The organism is Pseudomonas sp. Gutcm_11s, from assembly GCF_028649395.1.
Classification (GTDB): Bacteria; Pseudomonadota; Gammaproteobacteria; order Pseudomonadales; family Pseudomonadaceae; genus Aquipseudomonas.
This window is the reverse complement of record NZ_JAQSUW010000016.1, coordinates 146,867-169,205: the sequence shown is the minus strand read 5'-3', so window position 1 is coordinate 169,205 and position 22,339 is coordinate 146,867. Positions and strand designations below refer to the sequence as shown.

Sequence of the window (22,339 nt, the reverse complement as noted above, 5' to 3'; positions counted from 1 at the left end):
AGGATGCTACGCCGCATGTTGCATTGCCTTTACCGCCCCCTGATCGTCCTGCTGCTCGCCGGCCTGGCCGCCTGCAGCGACGAGCACGCGCCGCTCGACCAGCAACTCTACATCTGGCAGCGCCAGTGGCTGCCGAGCCATGCCAACGCCCTGACGCAGAGCCGTGCCGACTTCTCCACGCTGCGTGTGCTGGCGCTGCAGGCCCATCCGCAGGCCGGCTGGAGCCGCGCCCTGGTCGATGCAGAACTGCTCAGGCGCGATGGCCGCCCACTGATTGCCGTGGTCCGCCTCGACGGCCAGCTGCCGCAGCTGGACGGCGCCGAGATCGGCCGGCAGATCACCCGACTGCTGGCCGACTGGCGCGCCGCCGGGCTGCCGCTGCGCGGCCTGGAAATCGATCACGACTGTGCCAGCGCGCGCCTGCCAGCCTATGCCGAGCTGCTGCGCGAGCTGCGCCGCCAGTTGCCGAGCGAGCTGCAACTGAGCATCACCGCCCTGCCCGCCTGGCTGTCCAGCTCGGCGCTGGAAGAAGTACTGGCCGCCGTCGACAGCTCGGTGCTGCAGGTGCATGCAGTGAACGCCCCGCAGGACGGCCTGTTCGACCCCGAACAGGCCCAGGACTGGGCCGAGCGCTACGGCCAGCGCAGCGGCAAACCCTTCCTCCTGGCGCTGCCGGCCTATGGCGTCGCCCTCACCGAGAACGGCCAGGTGGAGAGTGAAGTGCCACTGCGCCAGGGTGGCCCGCGCCGTGAACTGCGCGCCGACCCCGAGCAGGTCAGCGCGTTGCTGGGCGAGCTGCGCCAGTCACCGCCACGCCATCTGGCCGGGATAATCTGGTTCCGCCTGCCGCTGGCCGGCGACCGCCGCGCCTGGCCGATGCCGACCCTGCTGGCCACGGTGCGCGGCCAGCCACTGGCTCCTGCCCTGGGCCTGCAACGCCAGCAGAAGGATGGCTTCAGCCAGCTGCAACTGTTCAACAACGGCACCCTGGCCAGCCAGCTACCCAGGCGCATCGAACTACCGGCACGGGCCTGCGCGGCGGCCGACGGGCTGGGTGACTACCGGGTGGAGCGCAGCGACGACCTGCTGACCTTCGTCCGCCGCCACAACGGTCGGCTGGATGCCGGCGAGCATCGAGCCCTGGGCTGGGCGCGCTGCGAACAGATCGATCAAGGAGGCATGCATGTCCTTTTCTAGAACCCTGCTCAGCGCCGCCATCGGCATGCTGCTGCCGCTGGGCGCCGCCCAGGCCTGCGGCCCGGACTTCCCCTACCGCCTGCTGTCCGACCGCGCCGGCGCGCTGAACGAGCTGCCGGAGGGCAACTTCGCCTTCGAGATCTCGCGCATCGGCCCGGACATCGATGGCCTGGCCAAGGCCGGCCCGGCCACCCTGGAGCTGTACTGGGACGAAGACAGCCAGCGCTACGTGGATGCCCGCATCGGCGTGGAGAAGGAGCAGTTCGACGAAGCACGCTACGCCCTGATCAGCCACCTGCGCACCCTGACCGACGCCCGTCAGGCCGAGGCCGAAGGCGCCCAGCTACCGGCCGAGCTGCGCCTGTACACCGCCGGCGCCGTGGCCTTCGCCGAACACGACATGGCCCTGGCCGCCGACTACTTCCGCCGCGTACTGGCCCTGGCCGAAGCCGAGCGCCCGCTGCGCGGTACCTGGGCCGCCTACTCCCTGGGCCGCGCGCTGGCCGAGCTGGCCGTCAGCGCACCAGAAGAAGTGCTGGACGATGCCGCCGCACTGCAGCGCCAACACGATCTGCGCCAGCAGGCCGTGCAGGCCTTCCAGCAGGCGCGCGCCCTGAGCGTCGCCGGCAACTCCGACCCGCTGGACCTCGGCGTCGCCAGCCTCGGCGAGGAAGCGCGCCTGGTGCTGGAGGACGGCGACTGGAACACGGCCATCCGCCTCTACGCCAGCCAGGCGCGCCAGGGCTCGACCACCGGCTACAGCTCGCTGCGCCAGCTCAGCAGCCGCCTCGCCCGCCTGGACGACGAGCAGCTGCGCCCACTGCTGGCGGGCGACGAAGTCCAGCAACTACTGGCCGCCCAGCTGTTCAGCCGCCTGGACGCCTATGACACCGAGGGCAAGGCCAGCCAGCGCCTGCTCGGGCTGCTGCAGGGCGCACCGATCCAGGCCGAAGTGGCCGACCGCCTGGCCGCGCTGAGCTACCAGCAGGGCGACTACCAGGCCACGCGCAACTTCCTCGAACGCGCCGGCGATGGCGGCCTGGCCTGGTGGCTGCGCGCCAAGCTGGCGCTGCAGGCCGGTGACAAGAACGCCGCCACCCAGGCCTACGCCCGCGCAGCCCAGGCCTTCCCCGCCGACGAGGACTGGGGCTGGCGACGCACCGCCAACTGGGACTACGAAACGCTCAAGCCGCGCTGCCGCATCGAGGGCGAGATGGCCATCCTGGCCCTGGAGCGCGGTGACTACCTGGAGGCCTTCGACCAGCTCTACCGCAGCGGCGAGATCTACTGGCAGGACGCCGCCCAGGTCGCCGAGCGCGTGCTGAGCAGCGACGAACTGAAGGGTTATGTCGATGCCCAGGTGGCGGCAGCTCCACCGCCCGCCGAGGGCAGCGAACAGGGCTACTGGAACCGCCAGCCGGCCACCTCCCTGCGCGAGCTGCTCGGCCGCCGCCTGTTGCGCGAGGGTCGTTACGCCGAGGCTGCGCCTTACTTCGCCGCGGCCGAGCTGCAACAAGCGGCCCGCGAATATGGCACGGCCCGCGAGCAGGCCGAGGACGCCTGGACCGCCATCAGCCGCGCCGAGGGCTACTACCGCGCCGCCAAGCTGGCCCGCACGCAGGGCCTGGAGCTGCTCGGCTACGAACTGTCACCGGACGAGGCCTGGGCCGGCGGCAACTTCGGCGTGGACACCCCGCAAGCCGTGCAAGCCGGCGGGCTGTTCACTGCCGCCGAAGCAGCCCTGTACAACGCCAACGGTGCCCAGCCGAACAAGCGCTTCCACTACCGCTGGGTCGCCGCCGACCTGGCCAACCGCGCCGCCGACCTGCTGCCGCCGAGCAGCCAGGCGTTCGCCGCCGTGCTGTGCAAGGCCAGCGGCTGGATCAACTATCGCGACCTCGAGGGCGCCCGTGGCTACTACCGCCGCTACGTGCAGCAAGGCCCCTATGTGGAGTGGGCGGGCAACTTTGGCTTCGCCTGCCAGGAACCAGACTTCGCCGGCGCCCGTCAACGTCTATGGGAGGACCGCGAACAGGCCGTGCGCCAGACCCTGCGCCCGTTCAAATACTGGCTGCCGCTGGGCCTGCTGGCACTACTCGTGCTGGCCATCTACTGGCAGCGCCGGCGGCGTGCCTTGGCTATAGTGGACAAAACCGCAGAGGAAAACCGTCATGAGTGATACGACCACCGAGCGTCGGCGCTTCCAGCGCATCGCCTTCGACGCCGCCACCGAACTCGTCCAGGGCGAGCGACGCTGGACGGTTGAGCTGCACGATGTGTCGCTGAAAGGTCTGCTGGTCAAACGCCCACGTGACTGGAACGGCGACCCCGACCAGCCCTTCAACGCCACCCTGACCCTGGATGACGCGACCCGCCTGCAGATGGAAGTGGTGCTGACCCGCACCCGCGACGAGCTGCTCGGCTTCGTCTGCCGGCATATCGACCTGGAGTCGATCAGCCACCTGCGCCGCCTGGTGGAACTCAACCTGGGTGACGAGAGCCTGCTGGAGCGTGAGCTCGCGGCCCTCGGCGACGAGGACTGACGGAGCCGTCAGCAGATAACAGAAGGGCGCCTATGGCGCCCTCGTTACATTTGGCGCTGCGCGCCATCCTGGCGTCGGCGCCGCTCCTGCACTCGCCGCGCACCCAGGCTCGCCTCACGGCGCCCCTCGGCACTGTCGCGTGGCCGCCCCGGCTCGTAGCTGAGGGTTTTGGCGAAGAAATCGAAGAACAGGAACATGGGGTCATCTCCGTTATGAACACGGGCCCATGCTCCTCCTCGTCTGTTACCGAATGATTGATCTGCGGCAAGCGCCGCAGGTCGCGGGCAGCGGCAGAGCGCCGCAGGGGCGTCACTCGAACAGAGCGTCCAGCGCCTGCTCCAGACGCGTCACCGCGATGATCTGCAGGCCCGGCGGCGCCTCCTTGGGCGCATTGCCCTTGGGCACGATGGCGCGCTTGAAGCCGTGCTTGGCCGCTTCCTTCAAACGCTCCTGGCCGCTCGGCACCGGGCGGATCTCGCCAGACAGACCGATCTCGCCGAACACCAGCAGGTCGTGCGGCAACGGCTTGTTGCGCAGGCTGGAAATCACCGCCGCCATCAGCGCCAGGTCGGAGGCGGTCTCCAGCACCTTCACGCCGCCGACCACGTTGAGGAACACATCCTGGTCGTAGGTGGGAATGCCGCCGTGGCGGTGCAACACGGCCAGCAGCATGGCCAGGCGGTTCTGATCCAGGCCCAGGGTCACCCGCTTGGGGTTGGCCATATGGCTGGTGTCGACCAGCGCCTGCACCTCCACCAGCATCGGTCGGGTGCCTTCCCAGGTGGCCATCACCACGCTGCCGGGCACTGCCTCCTGGGCGCGGGTGAGGAAGATCGCCGAGGGATTGGTGACTTCCTTGAGGCCCTTGTCGGTCATGCCGAACACACCCAGTTCGTTGACCGCCCCGAAGCGGTTCTTCACCGCGCGCAGCAGGCGCAGGCGGCCGTCGGACTCGCCCTCGAAATACAGCACCGTGTCGACCATGTGCTCGAGCACGCGCGGGCCGGCCAGGGCGCCCTCCTTGGTCACGTGGCCGACCAGGAAGATCGCCGTGCCGCTCTGCTTGGCGAAGCGCACCAGCAGCGCCGCGCTCTCGCGCACCTGGGCCACGCCGCCGGGGGCAGACTGCAGCTGCTCGGTGAAGATGGTCTGGATCGAGTCGATCACCATCACCTTGGGCTGCTCGCGGCGGGCCACGTCGATGATCGATTCGATGCAGGTCTCGGTCATCACCTTGAGCTTGTCCTGCGGCAGCTCCAGCCGGCGCGCGCGCATGGCCACCTGCTGCTGGGATTCCTCACCGGTGACGTACAGGGCCGGCAGGCGCTGGGCGATATTGCACAGGGTCTGCAGCAGGATGGTCGACTTGCCGATGCCGGGATCGCCGCCGATCAGCACCACCGAGCCATCCACCAGGCCGCCACCGAGGACGCGGTCCAGCTCGCCGGAGACGGTGGAGAAGCGCGGCACTTCCTCGACGCTGACCTCGGCCAGAGTCTTGATCTGCGCCTGCTGCCCGGCCCAGCCGCCACGCCCGCTGGGCGTCGCGGCGCCGGCCTCGAGCATGGTCTCGGTCAGGGTATTCCAGGCCCCGCACTCGCCGCACTGCCCGGCCCACTTGGGAAAGGTGGAGCCGCACTCGGTGCAGCCATACATGCGCTTGGCCTTGGCCATGGAAATCTCCGCCCGCTGAAAAACGGCGATAATAACGTCCGCACCGCCCCTAGTCGCCCTTGCGAGCCCGCCCATGCAGATCGAACTTGTCCCGACCACGGTCGACCAGCTACCGCTGATCGCCAACCTCTATCAGTTCTACGCCTACGAGTCGTCGGACTGGGAGGAGGAAGAGATCGAGGCCGACGGCCGCTTCTATATCCACGAGCCGCACCTGGCGCGCTACTGGAGCGATGAGGGGTGGAGCGCCAACCTGATCCTCGCCGATGGCTTCATCGCCGGCTTCCTGCTGATCGAGCGCAGCGAACTGCCGGGCATCGATGCCCGCGAGTTCGCCGACCTGTTCATCCTCAAGAAATACCGGCGCCTGGGCATCGGCCGCGCCCTGGCAGAACAGGTAATGAACGATGGCGGTACCTGGCTGGTCCGTTTCTATGCCGGTGATGAGCCGGCAGCAGGCTTCTGGCGCAACGTGCTGGCCACCCTGCCGCTAGGCTCGCGGCAGGTCTGGCTGGATGACGAGCCCGAACTGCTCAGCTACCTGGTCAACCCGCCGCTGCACTGAGCACGGCGGTTAGTGCGAACCGCAGGCGTTGCCACAGCCACAGCACTGCCCGATGGCACGATGGAAGTGCCGGGCCAGGGTGTCGCGGTAGACCTGACGAGAGCGTTTCAGGCGCCCGAGGGAAAGCTCGTCGAGCCGCTCCATGCCACTCTCGATGCGCTCGATGCGGGCGTCGAGCACATCGAACTGCTCGACCAGGCGGGCGAAATGGATGTCGTTCTGACGTAGACGCTGCAACTCCATGCGCAGCCGGGGAAGCTCCTGAGGAAAGATCTGGGCGTTGCTCTTCATGGTTATGACTCCTGAAAAGATGGTTAGATTTTAACCAGCCACGCCACCGCCCCAATTGACCGAGGTCAAGGCTGCCTCGCCCACTGGGCTAGGCTGAACAGGACACGTACGAAGAGGAGGACCCGCTATGCCACTCGAACACCATCCCCTGGCCCGCGAATTCCCCGAGTATCGCGAGCAGCTGCAGGCCCTGTACGCCAGCGACGCGCACTTCGCCCAGCAGGCGCAGCATTACGAGAGCCTGGACAAGCGCATCTATGAAGTGGAGGACGGCCGCGCCGCCCTGGACGATCAGGCCCTGCATGCCCTGAAGAACGAGCGGGTGACCCTCAAGGACCAGATCGCCGCACGCCTGCGCCAGGCCAGGGGCTGACACACCGCAGGCGCAACAGTGCTGGGGTACACTCCAGCCCATAACCAGAAACCAGGGAGTGAAACATGGGTATTCTCAACGAGTTCAAGGCCTTCGCGGTCAAGGGCAACGTGGTCGACATGGCCGTCGGTATCATCATCGGCGCGGCGTTCGGCAAGATCGTCAGCTCATTCGTCGGTGACGTGGTCATGCCGCCGATCGGCCTGCTGATCGGCGGGGTCGACTTCTCCGACCTGGCCATCACCCTCAAGGCCGCCGAAGGCGACATTCCGGCCGTGATGCTGAGCTACGGCAAGTTCATCCAGACGGTGCTCGACTTCGTCATCGTCGCCTTCGCCATCTTCATGGGCGTCAAGGTGATCAACAAACTCAAGCGCGAGGAAGCCGAGGCCCCGACCGTACCGCCGGTGCCGACTGCAGAGGAAGTGCTGCTGACGGAGATCCGCGATCTGCTGAAGAACCAGCAGAAACCCTAGGAATCCGCGCAAAGAAAAACGGCGCCCGCAGGCGCCGTTTTCATTTTCACCGCTGCTCGCGGGTGAGCAGCAGGCGGTTGACCCGCCGTTCGTGCACCTCTTCCACGCGCATGCGCCAGCCGGCGAACTGCACCTCATCACCGACCGCCGGCAGGCGGTCGAGCAGGCTCATCACCAGCCCGGCGAGGGTCTGGTAGTCCTCGGTGGCCTGGGCCTGTAGACCGATGCGCGAACGCAGCAGGGTCAGGTTGAGCGCACCGCTGACGCGGAAGCCGGCGCCCGCCGGCTCGATGTCCGGGCCGTCCACCTCGCTGGCGTCCGGCAGCTCGCCGGCGATGGCCTCAAGGATGTCGGTCAGGGTCAGCAGACCGACGAAGCCACCGAACTCGTTGACCACGAAGGCCACGTGGGTCGAGGCCTGGCGCATCTGTTCCAGGGCGCCGAGCACCGCACAGCTGTCCGGTAGGTTGAGCGGCTGGCGCAGCAGGCCCTCGATGTCCGGCTCGCGCTGGTCCAGCAGTTCCTTGAGCAGCTCCTTCTTGTGTACGAAGCCCAGCGGCTCGTCCACCTGGCCATCACGGATCACCAGCAGGCGCGAGTGCGGCGACTCCAGCAGGGCCTGGCGAATCTGCTCGGGGGCATGGCCCAGGTCGATGTGGTCGACCTCCATGCGCCCGGTCATCACCTCGGTGATCGGCTGCTCGGCCAGGCCCAGCACGCCACGGATCATCACCCGTTCGCGACGATCGAACAGCGCGGCCTCGCCGGCGCCGCCCTCGAGCATGTCGGCGATCTCCTCGCCCACCTCGTCGGCCTCGACCTTGCCACCAAGCAGGCGCAGCACGGCGTGGGCGGTACGCTCACGCATGCCACGGCCGTTCTGCATCTGCCGTTTGCGCTTGTGTCGCACCAGTTGGTTGGCCACCTCGATGAGGATGGAGAAGCCGATGGCCGCGTACAGGTAGCCCTTGGGAATATGGAAGCCCAGGCCTTCGGCGGTGAGGCTGAAGCCGATCATCATCAGGAAGCCCAGACACAGCATGATCACTGTCGGGTGGGCGTTGACGAAGGCGGTCAGCGGCTTGCTGGCGACGATCATCAGGCCGATCGAGATGATCACGGCGATCATCATCACTTCCAGGTGCTCGACCATGCCCACGGCGGTGATCACCGCGTCGAGGGAGAACACAGCATCAAGCACGACGATCTGCGCCACTACCGGCCAGAACAGCGCGTAGGTGCGGCTGCCGCCCGGCTGATGGGTACGGCCCTCGAGGCGCTCGTGCAGCTCCATGGTGGCCTTGAACAGCAGGAACACACCACCGAACAGCATGATCAGGTCACGCCCGGAGAAGCTGTGGCCGAACACCTCGATCAGCGGTTCGGTCAGGGTCACCAACCAGGAAATACTGGCCAGCAGGCCCAGGCGCATGATCAGCGCCAGGCTCAGGCCGATCAGCCGCGCGCGGTCACGCAGGTGCGGCGGCAGCTTGTCGGCGAGGATCGCGATGAACACCAGGTTGTCGATGCCCAGGACGATCTCCAGGACGATCAGCGTCAGCAGGCCGAGCCACGCAGTGGGGTCGGCCATCCATTCGAAGATCATGCTTTCCTCCGGGCAGGCGTAGACGCAGCGCGGGCACGGCAGGCGTGGCGCTGGGCGTATCGTTCAGGCGAAATCAGGGAGTGACGCGCGCGGGCGTCGAAGGAAGGGAGGCCACTCGGGGGTGGCTGGCAACAATCGCTGTCCATGGGTTCCATCAGGGAAAAAGGGACGGCCATCCTAGCGGTGCTGCCGCCAATCCCTAAGCGGCAAAGCGTTACCAATTCTTAACGCCGGGCGCGAACCGCTCTACCAGTAGTTCTCCACCGCCACGGCGCCGGGCCTGCGACTCAAGGATAGCTGCATGTCGCGAGCCTTGAGCACAGCGCGGGTGTCTTCGATCATCTGCGGGTTGCCGCAGAGCATCACCCGCGAATGCTCGGGGCTCAGCGCCAGACCGGCGGCGCGCTCCAGCTCGCCGTTTTCGATCAGCGTGGTGACCCGAGCGTTGAGTGCGCCGGGCACCTGCTCGCGAGTCACCACCGGGATGTACTGCAGCTTGTGCCCCGCACCCTCCAGCCACTCGCGTTGCGGCAGCTCGGCGATCAGCTCCTGGTAGGCCAGCTCGCCACGGTCACGGGCGCTGTAGACCAGCAGGATGCGCTCGTAGCGCTGCCAGGCCTCGAGGTCCTGCAGGATCGAGAGGAACGGCGCGAGGCCGGTGCCGGTGCCGATCAGCCACAGGTCGCGGCCATCGGGGAAACGGTCGAGGGTAAGGAAGCCGGTGGCCTGCTTCTCCACCAGCAGCTCGTCGCCGGCCGCCAGACGGCTCAGCTCGCTGGTGAACTCACCACCGGGCACGACGATGGAGAAAAACTCCAGGTAGTCGTCATGCGGCGCCGAGACGATCGAGTAGGCGCGCCAGACGATGCAGCCGCTGGCCTTGCGCACGCCCAGGCGGACGAACTGCCCGGCGCGGAAACGGAAACCGGCATCGCGGGTACAGACCAGGCTGAACAGGCTGGGCGACCAGACGCGCACCTCGGTGAGCGTCTGGCGGGTGAACTTCTCTTCGCTGGCGGTCATACTTTCCCCTTTCTCGTACCCCGGCAGTCTGGCGCAAAGCGCCGGCGGCTAACACCGACAGTTTTCATGCCTATTCTCGCTACCCCCTTCGCCCAGCTCGACCTGATCCGCCAGCCGGAGATGGCCAACGAGCCGCTGCAGGCCTTCGACGCCGCCGACGAGTACCTGCTCGCCCATGTCCACGAACTGGGCCTGACGGCGGACAGCCGTGTGCTGCTGCTCAACGACGGCTTCGGCGCCCTGGCCTGCTCGCTGGCCGCGCATTGCCGGGTGACCAGCAGCGGCGACTCGCACCTGGGCCACCTGGCCCTGCAGAAGAACCTCGCGCGCAATGGCCTGCCCGCTGACAGCGTGCGCTTCGTACCGGCCAGCGAGACCGCGCAGGGCCCGTTCGACCTGGTGCTGCTGCACGTACCCAAGACCCTGGCCCTGCTCGAGGAACAGCTGATCCGCCTGCAGGGCCAGCTGGCGCCCGGCGCCAGGGTGATCGCCGGCGCCATGATCAAGCACCTGCCGCGCACTGCGGGGGAGCTGATGGAGCAGTACATCGGCCCGCTGCAGGCCTCGCTGGCGGTGAAGAAGGCGCGCCTGCTGACGACCACGGTCGAAGCCCGGCCGACGCCGACCTCGCCCTACCCGACCCGCTACCGGCTCGACAAGCCAGCCCTGGAGCTGGTCAACCACGCCAACGTGTTCTGCCGCGAGGGCCTGGACATCGGCACCCGCGCCTTCCTGCCGCACCTGCCCAAACGCCTGCAGGCGCAACGGGTGGCCGACCTCGGCTGCGGCAACGGTGTGCTGGCCATAGCCTTCGCCCAGGCCAACCCAGCCGCGGAGCTGACCCTGGTGGACGAGTCCTACATGGCCGTGCAATCGGCCGAGGAAAACTGGCGCGCGGCGCTCGGCGAGCGTCCGGCCACCTTCCGCGCCGCCGACGGCCTGGCCGACCAGCCCGCCGACTCGCTCGACCTGGTGCTGTGCAACCCGCCCTTCCACCAGCAGCAGGTGGTCGGCGACTTCCTCGCCTGGCGCATGTTCCAGCAGGCCCGCGCAGCGCTGGTCACCGGCGGCGAGCTGTGGATCGTCGGCAACCGCCACCTGGGCTACCACGCCAAGCTCAAGCGCCTGTTCCGCGGCGTCGAACAGGTCGCAGCCAATCCCAAGTTCGTGGTGCTCAAGGCCACCAAGTAAACGAACCGGGAAAACGAAAAAGGGCGCCAGCGGGCGCCCTTTTTCATGTGGCAACGCGACTCAGAAGTCGACGGTAGCCGACACCTTGAAGGTGCGCGGCGCGCCCTGGGTCAGGTAGCCGCCGTTGGTCGAGGCCCAGTAGTCCTTGCCGGCGACGTTCTCCACGCCAGCCCGCAGGGTCACTTCACGCTGCTCGACCTCGAAGGCGTAGCGGGCGCCCAGATCGACGCGGGTCCAGGCCGGGATGCTGTAGATGTTGGCCGTGTCGTAGTACTGCCCGCCGGTGCGTAGCAGCATGCCGTTGAGCGCCAGGCCCTGCACGCCCGGCACATCCCAGTCGGCACTCAGGTTGAACTGGAATTCCGGCACACCCACCGCGCGCTTGCCCTCGGTACCACTGGCGCCGCCAGTGAGTTCGGAGTCGATCCAGGTGCCGCCGGCGATCACGCGCAGGCCGGCCAGCGGTTCGCCGAACAGGTTCAGCTCCACACCACGGTTACGCTGCTGCGCGTCGACCCGGTAGGTGTTGTCGCTACCGAGCACGCCCTGCGGCAGCTCGATCTCGTAGATACCCAGGCCGCCGCCATAGGTGCCCCAGTCCAGCTTGATGCCGGCCTCGGTCTGCTTGGCCCGGTAGGGCGCGAACATCTCACCGGGGTTGTTGGCGGTGTTCGGCGCCGTCTGCCCCTGCTGCAGCGATTCGATGCGGTTGGCGTACAGCGACAGGTACTCGGTCGGCTTGATCACCAGGCCATAGGCCGGCGTGGTGATGCTCTCCTGATAGTTGGCGGTGCGCGCGCCATTGAGGGCGCTCCAGGCATCCGAGCCGACGGTCTGGTGGCGCGCACCCAGCGTCAGCAGGATGCGGTCATCGAGAAAGCCCAGGGTGTCGGAGATCGCCACGCTGCGCGTCGCTACCTTGGCGGTGGTGTCCGGATCGTTGATGTCGCCGGCCTTGGTATTCGCGGGCGGCGGCGCCACGACCACCGGGTCGTAGAGATTGCCGAAGCGGCGATTGGCCGCCAGGGTCGACTCGTAGGCGTTGCGCTTCTCCTGCCACAGGCCGTTGTACGCCAGATTGAGCTGGTGGCTGACCGGGCCGGTGACCAGGTTGCCACGCAGGCCGGCGGCGGTGCTGATGGTCTCCTGGTCGAGCGGCGAGTAAAGGCGACCGATGCGGGTCGCGCCGCTCGAGCTATAGATGTAGGAGGAGCCGTAGATGCCGTTTTCGCGCGTGTACTTGCCGCCAGCAGCCAGGTAGGCAGTCCAGTTGTCGCTGAGATCGTACTCGGCGTTGAACATCGCGTAGGTGTCTTCGAGCTGCGACCAGCTCCAGGGCTGGGCGTAGTTGGTCTTCGAGTCCGGGGCGTCCGGAATCTTGCCGCCCAGCGCCGGGCCCACGGTCAGATAAACCGGGGAGCGGCCCTCGTTGACGCGCTGCTTCTGGTAGCCGAAGTCGGTGGAGAGGCGCAGGCGCTCGCCGCGAAAGTCCAGGCCGAAGGCGGCCAGGGTGAAGTGGCTGCTTTCGTCATCGACGCTGGTCTCGCCTTCGCGCTGGGCCAAGTTGACGCGCACGCCGAAGCGATTGTCCTCGCCGAAGCGCTGGCCCAGGTCGACATGGCCGCCCACGCGGCTGTCGCTGGCGTAGTCCAGGGTCGCGCTGCGGGTGGGCGTGTCTTCGGCACGCTTGGATACCACGTTGATCGCGCCGCCGATGCCGCTGCCGCCCGGCGCGAAGCCATTGAGGAAGGCGTTGGCGCCCTTGAACACCTCGACCCGCTCGACCGACTCGGTGGAAATGATCTGCCGCGGCAGGATGCCGTACAGGCCGTTGAAGGCGATGTCATCCGTGTACAACTGGAAGCCACGCACCACGAAGACCTGGGCGAAGTTGCCGAAGCCGTAGGACTGGCGCACCGCCGGATCGCTGTTGAGCACGTCGCCCAGGCTCTGCGCCTGGCGGTTCTCGATCAGGTCGGAGGTGTAGCTGCTGAAGCTGAACGGCACGTCCTGCATGTCCTGATTGCCCAGCATGCCCATGCGTGCGCCACGGGCCACCTGGCCGCCTGCATACTCGCCCGGCAGGTCGCTGCGACCGTCGGCGACGCCGCTGATGGTGCTGGAACCCAACTCCACCGCGCCCTGTGCGGCTGGCAGCGGCACCAGGGTGACGGTGCCGTCGGCGCCAACCTGGAAGGTCAGACCGCTGCCCTGCAGCAGGCGCTGCAGCCCCTCGCTCACCGAGTAGTCGCCCTTCAGCGCCGGGGCCTCGCCACTGCTGCGGGTCAGGCCGGCGTCATACAGCAGACGCACATCGGCCTGTTCGGCGAAGTCGGTCAGGGCCGCGTCGAGGCGCTGGGCCGGCACGTCGAGCTCGACCGCCTGCGCGTGAGCGGCGGCGAGTGCCAGGGGAAGGGCGGCGAGTGCCGGGAAGTAAGAGATCGACCGCATGCTGGGTGTCCTTGGCTATTTCATGCGAAGAAGTCGCATTTGCAGGGACAGAAGACGAAAGCGCGTCTGGTTTCTGAACCACACCATGAAAATATTTTCTGTTCGCTCGCCAGCCCAGGCGTGGCGGGGCTTCTAACCGCGCGAGGCGACCAGGATCAGCCCCGGCAGACGCACCAGGCGCACCGGCAGGGTGGTCTCGACGGCGCGCAGAACCGCCTGCGGATCGTCCAGGGCGAACACCCCGGTCACCTGCAGGGCCCGCGCCGCATCGTCGACGAACAGCACACGCGTGGCCTGGCTGCGCTCGAGCTCGGCGAACACCTGCTCCAGAGGCCGGTCACGGAACACCAGCTTGCCGCGCTGCCAGGCCAGGCGCTGCCGCGCGTCCAGTGCCTGCACGGCTTGCAGTTCACCGGCGCGCCACTGCACCTGCTGGCCAGCCACCACCGGCTGTGGCTCGCGGCCCGCGCTGGAGGCCAGCACTCGTCCCTCGCTCACCGCGAGGTCGACGCCGCCCTCCTCCAGGCGCACATCGAAGCGCGTGCCGGTGACGCGGATATGCGCCTCGCCGGCACTGACCGTGAACGGCCGCGCCGGGTCATGAGCGACCTGGAAGTCCGCCTCGCCGCGGTACAACTTGACCTCGCGACGACCGTCGACGATCTGCCAGTCCAGCGCCGAGTCGCCGTTGAGGGTCAGCAGCGAGCCGTCCTCCAGGCGCAGCTCGCGCACCTCGCCAGGCCGGGTGCTGACATCGGCATACAGGCCGACCCAGGTGCCCTGCGGCAACCACAGGGCGAGCAGCAGCACGGCCGCGCTGGCCAGTGGAATCGCCCAGCGCCTCTGGCGGCGCACTGTGCGCACCTGCGGCAGCTCGGACGGGCGCTCGATCTGGCCGAGCTGCGCCCACAGCCCTTCCACCTCGCGCAGCGCCTGCTCGTGCTCGGGCGCGGCCTGGCGCCAGGCCTGCACGGCGTCGCGGTCGGCGGCGGTGGCGCGGCCGGAATGCAGCAGCACCTGCCATTGCCGGGCCTGGTCGAGGAGCGAGGAGTGGGTCACGGCTGCGGGTCCATCTGCTGCTGGCAGTGTTCGAGGGCCTTCAGGATATAGCGTCCGGCCATGCTTTCCGAGACACCCAGGCGCTCGCCGATCTCGCGCTGGGTCAGCCCGTCCAGGCGATTCCACAACAGCGCCTGGCGCAGGTGCGGCGGCAGGTCCTGCACCACACGCTGCAATTGCTCCAGGCGCTGGGCATCGCTAGCCGCGCGCTCCGGCCCCGGCTGGGCGCTGACCAGTTCGGTGGAGATTTCCTCCTCGATCGGTCGTGATTCCTGCTGGCGGTGGTGGTCGATGATCAGGTTGCGCGCGATGCGGTAGAGAAAGGCGCGCAGGTTGCCGATCTCCTCGCCCGATTCACGCCGGCGGAAACGCAGCCAGGTTTCCTGGCGCAGGTCGGCCGCCAGTTCCGCGCACTTAACCCGCCGCGTAAGGAAACGCAGCAGTTCGGCGGAGTGGCTCTCGAACTGGCCGTCGGCAGAATGGGGATCGGTGGGCGCGGACACAGCAGACTCTTACATCTCGCGAAGGACGCGAAAATATATCCACTGAGAACAACTTTCAATTGCTGCCGATTATCGGCAGACCAACGCACCTCGCCCGACCGCACCACGGCCGGGCGACGGTGGCCGTTACGGCGTGCTCAAACCTGCCGCATTCATGAACAGGCGCAGCAGGTAGGACAGCGCGCCCAGCGCCAGCACGCTGGCGCTCCAGATCAGCACCAGCCAGCCCAGGCGCTGCCACAGTGGTTTCTTCTCGACGTTATCCATCGCGTGCCCGCCTCTAGTGGTAGCCATGTTCGGGGGTGACCTTGCCGCGGAACACGTAGTAGCTCCACGCGGTGTACATCAGGATGAACGGGATGATGAACAGCGCGCCGACCAGGGCAAAGCCCTGACTCTGCGGTGGCGCGGCAGCCTCCCAGATGGTCAGCGAACCAGGCACGATGTTCGGCCACAGGCTGATGCCCAGGCCGCTGTAGCCGAGGAAGATGAGGATCAGGGTGAGCACGAACGGCTTGATGTCGTCGTCGTTGGCCACCGAGCGCAGCAGGTAGAAGAAGGTCACCAGCACCAGCAGCGGCACCGGCATGAACCAGAACAGGTTGGGCATGCTGAACCAGCGCTGGGCGATGGCGTCATGCGACAGCGGGGTCCAGATGCTGACGATGCCGATCACGCCGAGCAGCACCAGCGCCAGCGGCCGCGCCATGTCGTGCATCTGCCGCTGCAGGCGGCCTTCGGTCTTCATGATCAGCCAGGTGCAGCCGAGCAGCGCGTAGGCGGCGACCAGGCCCAGGCCGCTGAACAGCGGGAACGGCGCCAGCCAGTTCAGCGAATCCCCGGCGAAGGCGCGGTTCTCCACTGGGATGCCCTCGATGAAGGTGCCCAGCGCCACGCCCTGGAAGAAGGTCGCCATCAGCGAACCGCCGATGAACGCCTTGTCCCAGATGTGCCGCTTGTGGTCCTTGGCCTTGAAGCGGAACTCGAAGGCCACGCCACGGAACACCAGGCCGATGAGCATGAACATCAGCGGCAGGTACAGCGCGCTGAGGACCACCGAGTAGGCCAGCGGGAAGGCCGCGAACAGGCCAGCGCCGCCGAGCACCAGCCAGGTCTCGTTACCATCCCAGACCGGCGCCACGGTGTTCATCATGATGTCGCGCTCGCCCTTGTCCGGCACGAACGGGAAGAGGATGCCGATGCCCAGGTCGAAGCCATCCATCACCACATACATCATCACGCCGAAGACGATGATGACGGCCCAGATCAGTGAAAGGTCGATGCCCATGGTTCAGTTCCTCTCGCCCAGCTCGTCTTTGCTGTCGTCGTCTTCCATGCCCTCGTCGGCGGCCGAGATCGGCCGTGCCGGAGTGCGTTGCTGGCCAGGGCCACCGATGCCCTGCTCCTTGCCTTCGTTGGTGATCGGGCCCTTGCGCACCAGGCGCATGACATAGCTGAAGCCCGCGCCGAACACGGCGAAATACACCACCACGAACATCACCAGGGTCAGCCCCATCTGCGCCACGCTATGCCCGGAGGAGGCATCGGCGGTGCGCATCAGGCCGTAGACCACCCAGGGCTGGCGACCGATCTCGGTGGTGAACCAGCCGGCGAGGATCGCCAGTATCCCGGACGGGCCCATCCACAACACCAGCAGGAGGAACGGCCGCGAGGTGAAGAGCCGGCCGCGCAGGCGCAGCCACAGGCTCCACACGCCGACCAGGATCATCAGCATGCCCAGGCCGACCATGATGCGGAACGACCAGAACACAATGGTCGAGTTGGGCCGGTCTTCCTTGGCAAACTCCTTCAGCGCCGGCACCTGCTTGTCCAGGCTGTGGGTCAGGATCAGGCTGCCGAGGTAGGGAATCTCCACCTTGAAGCGGGTCTCCTCGCGTTCCATGTCCGGCCAGCCGAACAGGATCAGCGGGGTGGCCTCGCCGGGCGGGTTCTCCCAGTGGCCCTCGATGGCGGCGATCTTCGCCGGCTGATGCTCCAGGGTGTTGAGGCCATGGAAGTCGCCGATCACCGCCTGAATCGGCGCGACGATCAGCGCCATCCACATGGCCATCGACAGCATCTGACGGATCGCCGGGTTGTCGCGCTTGCGCAGCAGGTGCCAGGCCGCCGATGCGCCGACGAAGAAGGCCGTGGCGAGGAACGCCGCGGTGGCCATGTGCATCAGGCGATAGGGGAACGAGGGGTTGAACACCACGGCGAACCAGTCGGTGGGGATCACCCGGCCATCGACGATCTCGAAGCCCTGCGGGGTCTGCATCCAGCTGTTGGAGGCAAGGATCCAGAAGGTCGAGATCAGCGTGCCGACCGCCACCATCACCGTGGAGAAGAAGTGCAGGCCGGGGCCGACGCGGTTCCAGCCGAACAGCATGACGCCGAGGAAGCCGGCCTCGAGGAAGAATGCGGTGAGCACCTCATAAGCCAGCAGCGGCCCGGTGACCGAGCCGGCGAAGTCGGAGAAGGCGCTCCAGTTGGTACCGAACTGGTAGGCCATGACCAGGCCGGAAACCACGCCCATGCCGAAGTTGACGGCGAAGATCTTCGACCAGAAGTGATAGAGGTCGCGGTAGACCTCCTGACCGGTCTTCAGCCACAGCCCTTCGAGCACCGCCAGATAGCTGGCGAGACCGATGGTGATGGCCGGGAAGATGATGTGGAACGAGATGGTGAAGGCGAACTGTATTCGCGCCAGGTCCAGGGCTTCTAAGCCGAACATGGGACTTCCTCGGTCAGGTTGTATCCGCGGCTGACAATGCGTCGAACCCGCACCGCGTGAGCCAGAACTCGACTCGCGGGCTGGTGATGCCTGCAGACCGTCCGGCGGCTCCAGGTTTTTTGGAGTCCGCTGTTGGAAAATTGTTCTTATGAAATGGGGGCGTCGCGCGCCGCCGGCCAAGACAGCCAGCATGCCGTCCCGAGCCGGTCATTGACCCAGATCAAGAGACAATCGAAGAGTAGCGCGGCGCAATCGGCGCAACCCTGTGGTGGATTGCCACTGCGGTGGATTGCCACTGTGGCGGACTGTCGCTGCGCCGTCCGCCGGATACCCGCGCGAGGAGGCGCGGGGTCGCATCAGCCCAGTAGCCGGCGCATCTCGTCGCTGAGCGGCATGGGACGGAACGCGCTGACCCGCGCCCGGCCACTGTTGCCCAGCGGCACCCAGATCAGCGAGAACAGCAGCGCGGCGAGGATGCGCGGCAACTGCCCCGCCACCTCGCGCCAATCGCGCAGGGCCCAGCCGGCCCGCAGCATCAGCCAGTGTGCACGCGCATGGCGCAGTGGCATGCGCTGGCTGAGGATGTGCGCGCGCTCCAGCCAGATCAGCGCATCCGCGGGCTCGCCCCGTTTCAGCGAAGCCTTGGCCTCGGCGAAGGCCTGCTGCAGTGCGGCTTCCAGTTCAGTGCGCATGGCCGTGACCGTCCTTCAGCTCGCCATCGGCCTGGCGCAGCACCTGGATCGCGGCACTGATGGCCAGGGTCGCCATGATGCTGGCGACGATCAGGTCAGGCCAGGCGCTGCCGGTGCCGAACACGCCCAGCGCCGCGGCCAGCACGGCCAGGTTGCCGAGGGCGTCGTTGCGGGTGCACAGCCAGACGCTGCGCATATTGCTGTCGCCCTCGCGGTACGCATACAGCAGCACCGCCACGCCGAGGTTGGCCAGCAGCGCCAGAGTGCCCACCACGCCCATGGTCGGCGCGCTCGGCACCTCGCCCTGCCACCAGTGCCAGAGCGCCGCGCCCAGTACGCCGATACCGAATGCCAGCATGCTCGCCGCCTTGAGCTGCGCGGCACGTGCCCGCCAGGTCAGGGCCATGCCCAGTACCCAGAGGCTGATGGCGTAGTTGGCGGAGTCGCCGAGGAAATCCAGCGAGTCGGCCAGCAGCGAGACCGAACCGGCCTTGAGGCCCGCGCCTATCTCCACGGCGAACATCGCCAGGTTGACCAGCAGCGCGATCCACAGAATGCGCCGGTAGCGCCCGTCGTTGTGCGCGGGGCCGGTGTCGTGATTGCAGCAGTGAGCACCCATTTGGCATCTCCTCGTTCCAGGTGCAGACTAGGCTAAACCCTGTAGTCGCTACGGAGTCAACATGAGCAAGCCCATCACCATCGGTGTGCTGGCCCGCGACAGCGGCGTCAACCTGGAAACCATCCGTTTCTACGAGCGTAGCGGGCTGCTGCCGGCCCCACAGCGCAGCCCCTCGGGCTATCGCCACTACCAGACAGTCGATGTGCGACGCCTGCGCTTCATTCGCCGTGGCCGCGAGCTGGGCTTCAGCCTGGAGGAGATTCGTGGCCTGCTCGACCTGGCCGCCCACCCCGAGAGCCCCTGCGATGCGGCCGACCGCATGGCCCGCGAGCACCTGGACGCCATCGAGGCACGCATCCGTGACCTGCAGAACATGCGCGCCGAACTGAGCAAACTGGCCGACTGCCACAGCGGCCACGCCGAACATTGCCGCCTGCTGGAGGCCCTCGACGAGCGCGACTGCTGCCACCCGCCGTGCTGAAACGCAGCGCTGGCAAGGGTTGCTTCAATCATTATCGAGATCGATTCCTACTATGGAAAAGGCTGACTTCCGTCAGGGCGGGTCAGCCACGACCATAGGCCCCGTACTCCTCAACCACCCCCCAGTACGAGGTCACCGATCATGAAAAAGCTTCTTCTCACCACCGCCCTGATTACCGCCACCCTGTCCGCCGGCGCCTATGCCGACAGCGGCTACTTCAACACCAAGCAAGGCCGCACCGTCGCTGACAGCGGTTACTTCCAGACCAAACAAGGTCGTGACGTTGCCGACAGTGGTTACTTCCAGACCAAGCAAGGCCGCGACGTCGCCGACAGTGGCTACTTCCAGACCAAGCAAGGTCGTGACGTCGCCGACAGTGGCTACTTCCAGACCAAGCAAGGTCGCGACGTTGCCGACAGTGGTTACTTCCAGACCAAACAAGGCCGTGACGTTGCTGACAGCGGTTACTTCCAGACCAAGCAAGGCCGCGACGTTGCCGACAGCGGTTACTTCCAGACCAAGCAAGGCCGTGATGTTGCCGACAGCGGCTACTTCCAGACCAAGCAAGGCCGTGACGTCGCCGACAGCGGTTACTTCCAGACCAAGCAAGGCCGTGATGTTGCCGACAGCGGTTACTTCCAGACCAAGCAAGGTCGTGATGTTGCCGACAGTGGCTACTTCCAGACCAAGCAAGGCCGTGACGTTGCCGACAGCGGCTACTTCAACACCAAACAAGGCAAGGCCGTCGCCTGACCCCAGGCCGGCCACCACAGAACAGGCGTTCCTCGTACTGCAGAAGGATGTTCGCGTGAAGTGCCCCAGACGAACCGGTGATCGCCCCGCGCTCACCGGTTCTTCGTTTTTGGCCTAGCGATTCCAGTCCTGCACCAGCGCTTCGGCTTCCTGCAGCGAGTCGAAACCGGTCAGGGCCGCGCGGCCCTCCAGCACCGGCTGCGGCGCCTCCCATTCGTTATTTGTTCGACTCACCAGAAAAATCGCACCCGCCGTACTGAGTGCTATTGCAGGACACCGTTTTTGGAACCGTGAGTTCGAAAGGCCCTTGGTTGCCGCTGAAACGCGGTACGGAGCGCTGGGGCTGGCTTGGTGGACTCTGTGTGCCGCGTTGCTGACTGACACGCGGCACAGAGCGCTCGGGCTGGCTCGGCGGGCTCTGCGTGGCGCGTTGCTGGCTGACACTCGGCACAGAGCGCTCGGGCTGGCTCGGCGGGCTCTGCGTGGCACGCTGCTGGCTGACACTCGGTACAGAGCGCTCGGGCAGGTTTCCCAGAACCTGCGTGCTGCGCTGCTGCATGCTCCAGAACACGGCCATGGCAAACAGCATGAGGCCAGCTAGCACCAGTGCCTTGTTCCAGTGCTTGAAGCTACCGAGATATGCCCGGAGTAGCACCAGAGATGGACCGACCTTGGTGTTGAAGTCCACGTAGGCGAACGCGACGAGTCCAGCCAAGACTCCCGCAAGCCAATCAATTTTTGCTCCCTTCGTTCCAATGATCGATACAACCCCGGCAATGGCGAGGCAAGGCAGTAGATGGCGAATGATCAGGACGCCGGTGCCTTGGCGGGTTAAGGAGGCGGGCAAGAGCAGCATACTGATCAGCACATCGGTTCGAGTCAGCCAACTGGTGCAATAACTCCATGCCCGATGCCCCATCACCAGAACACCGGCCAGCAGAGCGGACATAGTCGAGGCTGCAAGAACAGCAGGCCAGACCGCCGCATTTTCGAGGCCGCCGCCACGCGCGACGAGATCCAGCCACATGGGCCCCAGCAACAGCAGCCAAAGACAGACTCCCGTCCCTTCCCACTGGCTGCTACGCATCCATCTGCGCCAATCCTGCGCACCCTGCGGAGCCAGCTCCGTCAGCAACTCCGGTGCGTCCTGCTGCAGTGTCTCCTCCAGCAGCTGGCATCCGGCCCAATCCTTGTCGGTGAAGCTATCCACCATGCGCTTGCGCTGACCATTGCTGAGCGGCTTGAACAGTAGCCAGGCTGCCCTGGCCTGAGGGCTGTCGGGTTTGCGCAGGTTCAGGCGACTGTTGATTCGCTCATGCAAGCCCCTCAGTTCCAGACGATGCAGGAGCTGGTCCCACTCCTGCAGCCAGCCCTCCTGGCGGGCCAGTACATCGTCCCACTGGCATCGACCGATGACGTCCCGGAGGAACTCTTCGGACCAGCTCGGCACTGCAAGCAGCACGTCGACCAGCTGGCGCTTGAAATAGCTGCGACGCTCGAAAGGCTGCAGCCAAGCCTGCCCGAACAAGGCCTCCAACCGTTCCTGGAAGCCGGCCTCGTGACCCTCGGCCAGCAGGTCGTGTAGCGCGTGCAGCTCCGTCGCCAGCAGGCGATTGAGCAGGGCGTCGAGCTGGTCACCGGGCAGCGAAGGCTCCTGCCAGGGAGTCAGCCAGTGCAGGCAGGTGAGCGCCCAGTGCGCAGCTGCATAACCGCGCTCGTTGTCTGTCAGACAGCGCCCCAGCAGGCAACACTCGAACAGCGCCAGCTGGCCCTGGTCACGCGCCTGAATGGCAGCAGCCTCCAGGGTTGGCGGCGCGAGGTCGCCCAGGCTGGCGTCGATGCGAGCCCGCAGGTCCTGGTCGAGGGGCGCGACAACTGCCCGTTCGAGCACGTCCCCCAGGCCGATGTCATCCTCGGCCTCATCCTGCTCGACCCTCCGACGCGCCAGGCCCAGTGCCTGCTCATAAGCCTCGCGCAGACGCTGGAAAGCATCCAGGTCCTCGTCGGGGCGGTGCACCTTGAGCAGGGCGGCGTAGCTGCGCTTGATCGTGCGCTCGTCGGCATCGGCGCGAATGCCGAGAATGTTCCAGCAGTTCATGGCAGCCCCC

Annotated in this window: 23 protein-coding genes; 9 read left to right on the top strand and 14 right to left on the bottom strand. The window is 66.8% G+C overall.

Annotated elements, in window-relative coordinates:
* Positions 1-15 precede the first annotated feature (15 nt).
* The 3 genes from PTT45_RS17035 to PTT45_RS17025 are packed head-to-tail and all read left to right on the top strand — an operon-like array spanning position 16 to position 3,740.
* Positions 16-1,197: a DUF3142 domain-containing protein gene (locus tag PTT45_RS17035; protein ID WP_337961743.1), complete on the top strand. Its 1,182-nt coding sequence runs from the start codon at positions 16-18 to the stop codon at positions 1,195-1,197.
* The gene (locus PTT45_RS17030) at positions 1,184-3,376 is read left to right on the top strand and encodes a hypothetical protein (RefSeq protein WP_273814840.1); all 2,193 of its coding nucleotides are present in this window, start codon (positions 1,184-1,186) and stop codon (positions 3,374-3,376) included. Before PTT45_RS17035 ends, PTT45_RS17030 begins: the two co-directional genes overlap by 14 nt.
* Positions 3,369-3,740 carry a PilZ domain-containing protein gene (locus PTT45_RS17025; protein ID WP_273814838.1) on the top strand — a complete coding sequence of 124 codons (372 nt, stop codon included), beginning with the start codon at positions 3,369-3,371 and terminating at the stop codon, positions 3,738-3,740. The genes PTT45_RS17030 and PTT45_RS17025 overlap by 8 nt, the downstream gene beginning before the upstream one ends.
* Before the next feature lie 44 nt (positions 3,741-3,784).
* Here the strand turns inward: PTT45_RS17025 and PTT45_RS17020 are convergent, their stop codons facing one another.
* Together PTT45_RS17020 and radA are read right to left on the bottom strand one after the other, a co-directional pair.
* Positions 3,785-3,937 (bottom strand): hypothetical protein, encoded by a 153-nt coding sequence (locus PTT45_RS17020; RefSeq protein WP_273814836.1) that lies wholly within the window; start codon positions 3,935-3,937, stop codon positions 3,785-3,787.
* A gap of 112 nt (positions 3,938-4,049) precedes the next feature.
* Positions 4,050-5,414, bottom strand: a complete 1,365-nt coding sequence (gene radA / locus PTT45_RS17015) for a DNA repair protein RadA (protein ID WP_273814834.1) — start codon at positions 5,412-5,414, stop codon at positions 4,050-4,052.
* Positions 5,415-5,487: 73 nt separating this feature from the next.
* Between radA and PTT45_RS17010 the strand changes: the two genes are divergently transcribed.
* Entirely contained in the window at positions 5,488-5,979 is a 492-nt protein-coding gene (locus tag PTT45_RS17010) for a GNAT family N-acetyltransferase (protein WP_273814832.1), read from the top strand.
* 9 nt (positions 5,980-5,988) lie between these two features.
* Here PTT45_RS17010 and PTT45_RS17005 read toward each other — a convergent pair whose 3' ends face one another.
* On the bottom strand, positions 5,989-6,270 hold the full coding sequence (locus tag PTT45_RS17005) for a YdcH family protein (protein WP_273814829.1): 282 nt from the start codon (positions 6,268-6,270) through the stop codon (positions 5,989-5,991).
* Between the two features lie 127 nt (positions 6,271-6,397).
* Here PTT45_RS17005 and PTT45_RS17000 point away from each other — a divergent pair, with 127 nt between their 5' ends.
* Together PTT45_RS17000 and mscL are read left to right on the top strand one after the other, a co-directional pair.
* Positions 6,398-6,643: a YdcH family protein gene (locus PTT45_RS17000; protein ID WP_273814828.1), complete on the top strand. Its 246-nt coding sequence runs from the start codon at positions 6,398-6,400 to the stop codon at positions 6,641-6,643.
* Positions 6,644-6,708: 65 nt separating this feature from the next.
* A complete protein-coding gene (gene mscL, locus PTT45_RS16995) occupies positions 6,709-7,119 on the top strand; it encodes a large-conductance mechanosensitive channel protein MscL (RefSeq protein ID WP_273814826.1) in 411 nt (136 codons plus the stop codon).
* A gap of 46 nt (positions 7,120-7,165) precedes the next feature.
* On the opposite strand, the gene PTT45_RS16990 is transcribed toward mscL, so the two are convergent.
* Complete coding sequence (locus PTT45_RS16990) at positions 7,166-8,725, bottom strand: TerC family protein (RefSeq protein ID WP_273814824.1); 1,560 nt, start codon at positions 8,723-8,725, stop codon at positions 7,166-7,168.
* A gap of 246 nt (positions 8,726-8,971) precedes the next feature.
* Entirely contained in the window at positions 8,972-9,748 is a 777-nt protein-coding gene (locus tag PTT45_RS16985; RefSeq protein ID WP_273814823.1) for a ferredoxin--NADP reductase, read from the bottom strand.
* Positions 9,749-9,814: 66 nt separating this feature from the next.
* On the opposite strand from PTT45_RS16985, the gene PTT45_RS16980 reads away from it, so the two are divergent.
* Positions 9,815-10,939, top strand: coding sequence for a methyltransferase (locus PTT45_RS16980; RefSeq protein WP_273814821.1), 1,125 nt, complete (start codon positions 9,815-9,817; stop codon positions 10,937-10,939).
* A gap of 60 nt (positions 10,940-10,999) precedes the next feature.
* Here the strand turns inward: PTT45_RS16980 and PTT45_RS16975 are convergent, their stop codons facing one another.
* The 8 genes from PTT45_RS16975 to PTT45_RS16940 form a co-directional block, all read right to left on the bottom strand.
* A complete protein-coding gene (locus PTT45_RS16975; protein WP_273814819.1) occupies positions 11,000-13,390 on the bottom strand; it encodes a TonB-dependent siderophore receptor in 2,391 nt (796 codons plus the stop codon).
* Positions 13,391-13,522: 132 nt separating this feature from the next.
* Entirely contained in the window at positions 13,523-14,449 is a 927-nt protein-coding gene (locus tag PTT45_RS16970; protein WP_273814818.1) for a FecR family protein, read from the bottom strand.
* Complete coding sequence (locus PTT45_RS16965; protein WP_273814814.1) at positions 14,446-14,952, bottom strand: RNA polymerase sigma factor; 507 nt, start codon at positions 14,950-14,952, stop codon at positions 14,446-14,448. Before PTT45_RS16965 ends, PTT45_RS16970 begins: the two co-directional genes overlap by 4 nt.
* A gap of 126 nt (positions 14,953-15,078) precedes the next feature.
* A complete protein-coding gene (locus PTT45_RS16960; RefSeq protein WP_043308962.1) occupies positions 15,079-15,219 on the bottom strand; it encodes a DUF2474 domain-containing protein in 141 nt (46 codons plus the stop codon).
* A 13-nt stretch (positions 15,220-15,232) separates the two neighbouring features.
* Entirely contained in the window at positions 15,233-16,240 is a 1,008-nt protein-coding gene (cydB, locus tag PTT45_RS16955; protein WP_273814811.1) for a cytochrome d ubiquinol oxidase subunit II, read from the bottom strand.
* Positions 16,241-16,243: 3 nt separating this feature from the next.
* Positions 16,244-17,686, bottom strand: coding sequence for a cytochrome ubiquinol oxidase subunit I (locus PTT45_RS16950; RefSeq protein WP_273814810.1), 1,443 nt, complete (start codon positions 17,684-17,686; stop codon positions 16,244-16,246).
* Between the two features lie 356 nt (positions 17,687-18,042).
* The gene (locus tag PTT45_RS16945) at positions 18,043-18,378 is read right to left on the bottom strand and encodes a DUF3703 domain-containing protein (protein ID WP_273814809.1); all 336 of its coding nucleotides are present in this window, start codon (positions 18,376-18,378) and stop codon (positions 18,043-18,045) included.
* The gene (locus PTT45_RS16940; RefSeq protein ID WP_273814808.1) at positions 18,368-18,997 is read right to left on the bottom strand and encodes a cation transporter; all 630 of its coding nucleotides are present in this window, start codon (positions 18,995-18,997) and stop codon (positions 18,368-18,370) included. The genes PTT45_RS16945 and PTT45_RS16940 overlap by 11 nt, the downstream gene beginning before the upstream one ends.
* A gap of 61 nt (positions 18,998-19,058) precedes the next feature.
* Between PTT45_RS16940 and PTT45_RS16935 the strand changes: the two genes are divergently transcribed.
* Together PTT45_RS16935 and PTT45_RS16930 are read left to right on the top strand one after the other, a co-directional pair.
* Positions 19,059-19,478: a MerR family DNA-binding protein gene (locus PTT45_RS16935; protein WP_273814807.1), complete on the top strand. Its 420-nt coding sequence runs from the start codon at positions 19,059-19,061 to the stop codon at positions 19,476-19,478.
* 141 nt (positions 19,479-19,619) lie between these two features.
* Positions 19,620-20,231, top strand: a complete 612-nt coding sequence (locus tag PTT45_RS16930) for a hypothetical protein (protein ID WP_273814806.1) — start codon at positions 19,620-19,622, stop codon at positions 20,229-20,231.
* A gap of 217 nt (positions 20,232-20,448) precedes the next feature.
* Here the strand turns inward: PTT45_RS16930 and PTT45_RS16925 are convergent, their stop codons facing one another.
* A complete protein-coding gene (locus PTT45_RS16925) occupies positions 20,449-22,329 on the bottom strand; it encodes a hypothetical protein (RefSeq protein ID WP_273814804.1) in 1,881 nt (626 codons plus the stop codon).
* Between the last annotated feature and the right edge of the window lie 10 nt (positions 22,330-22,339).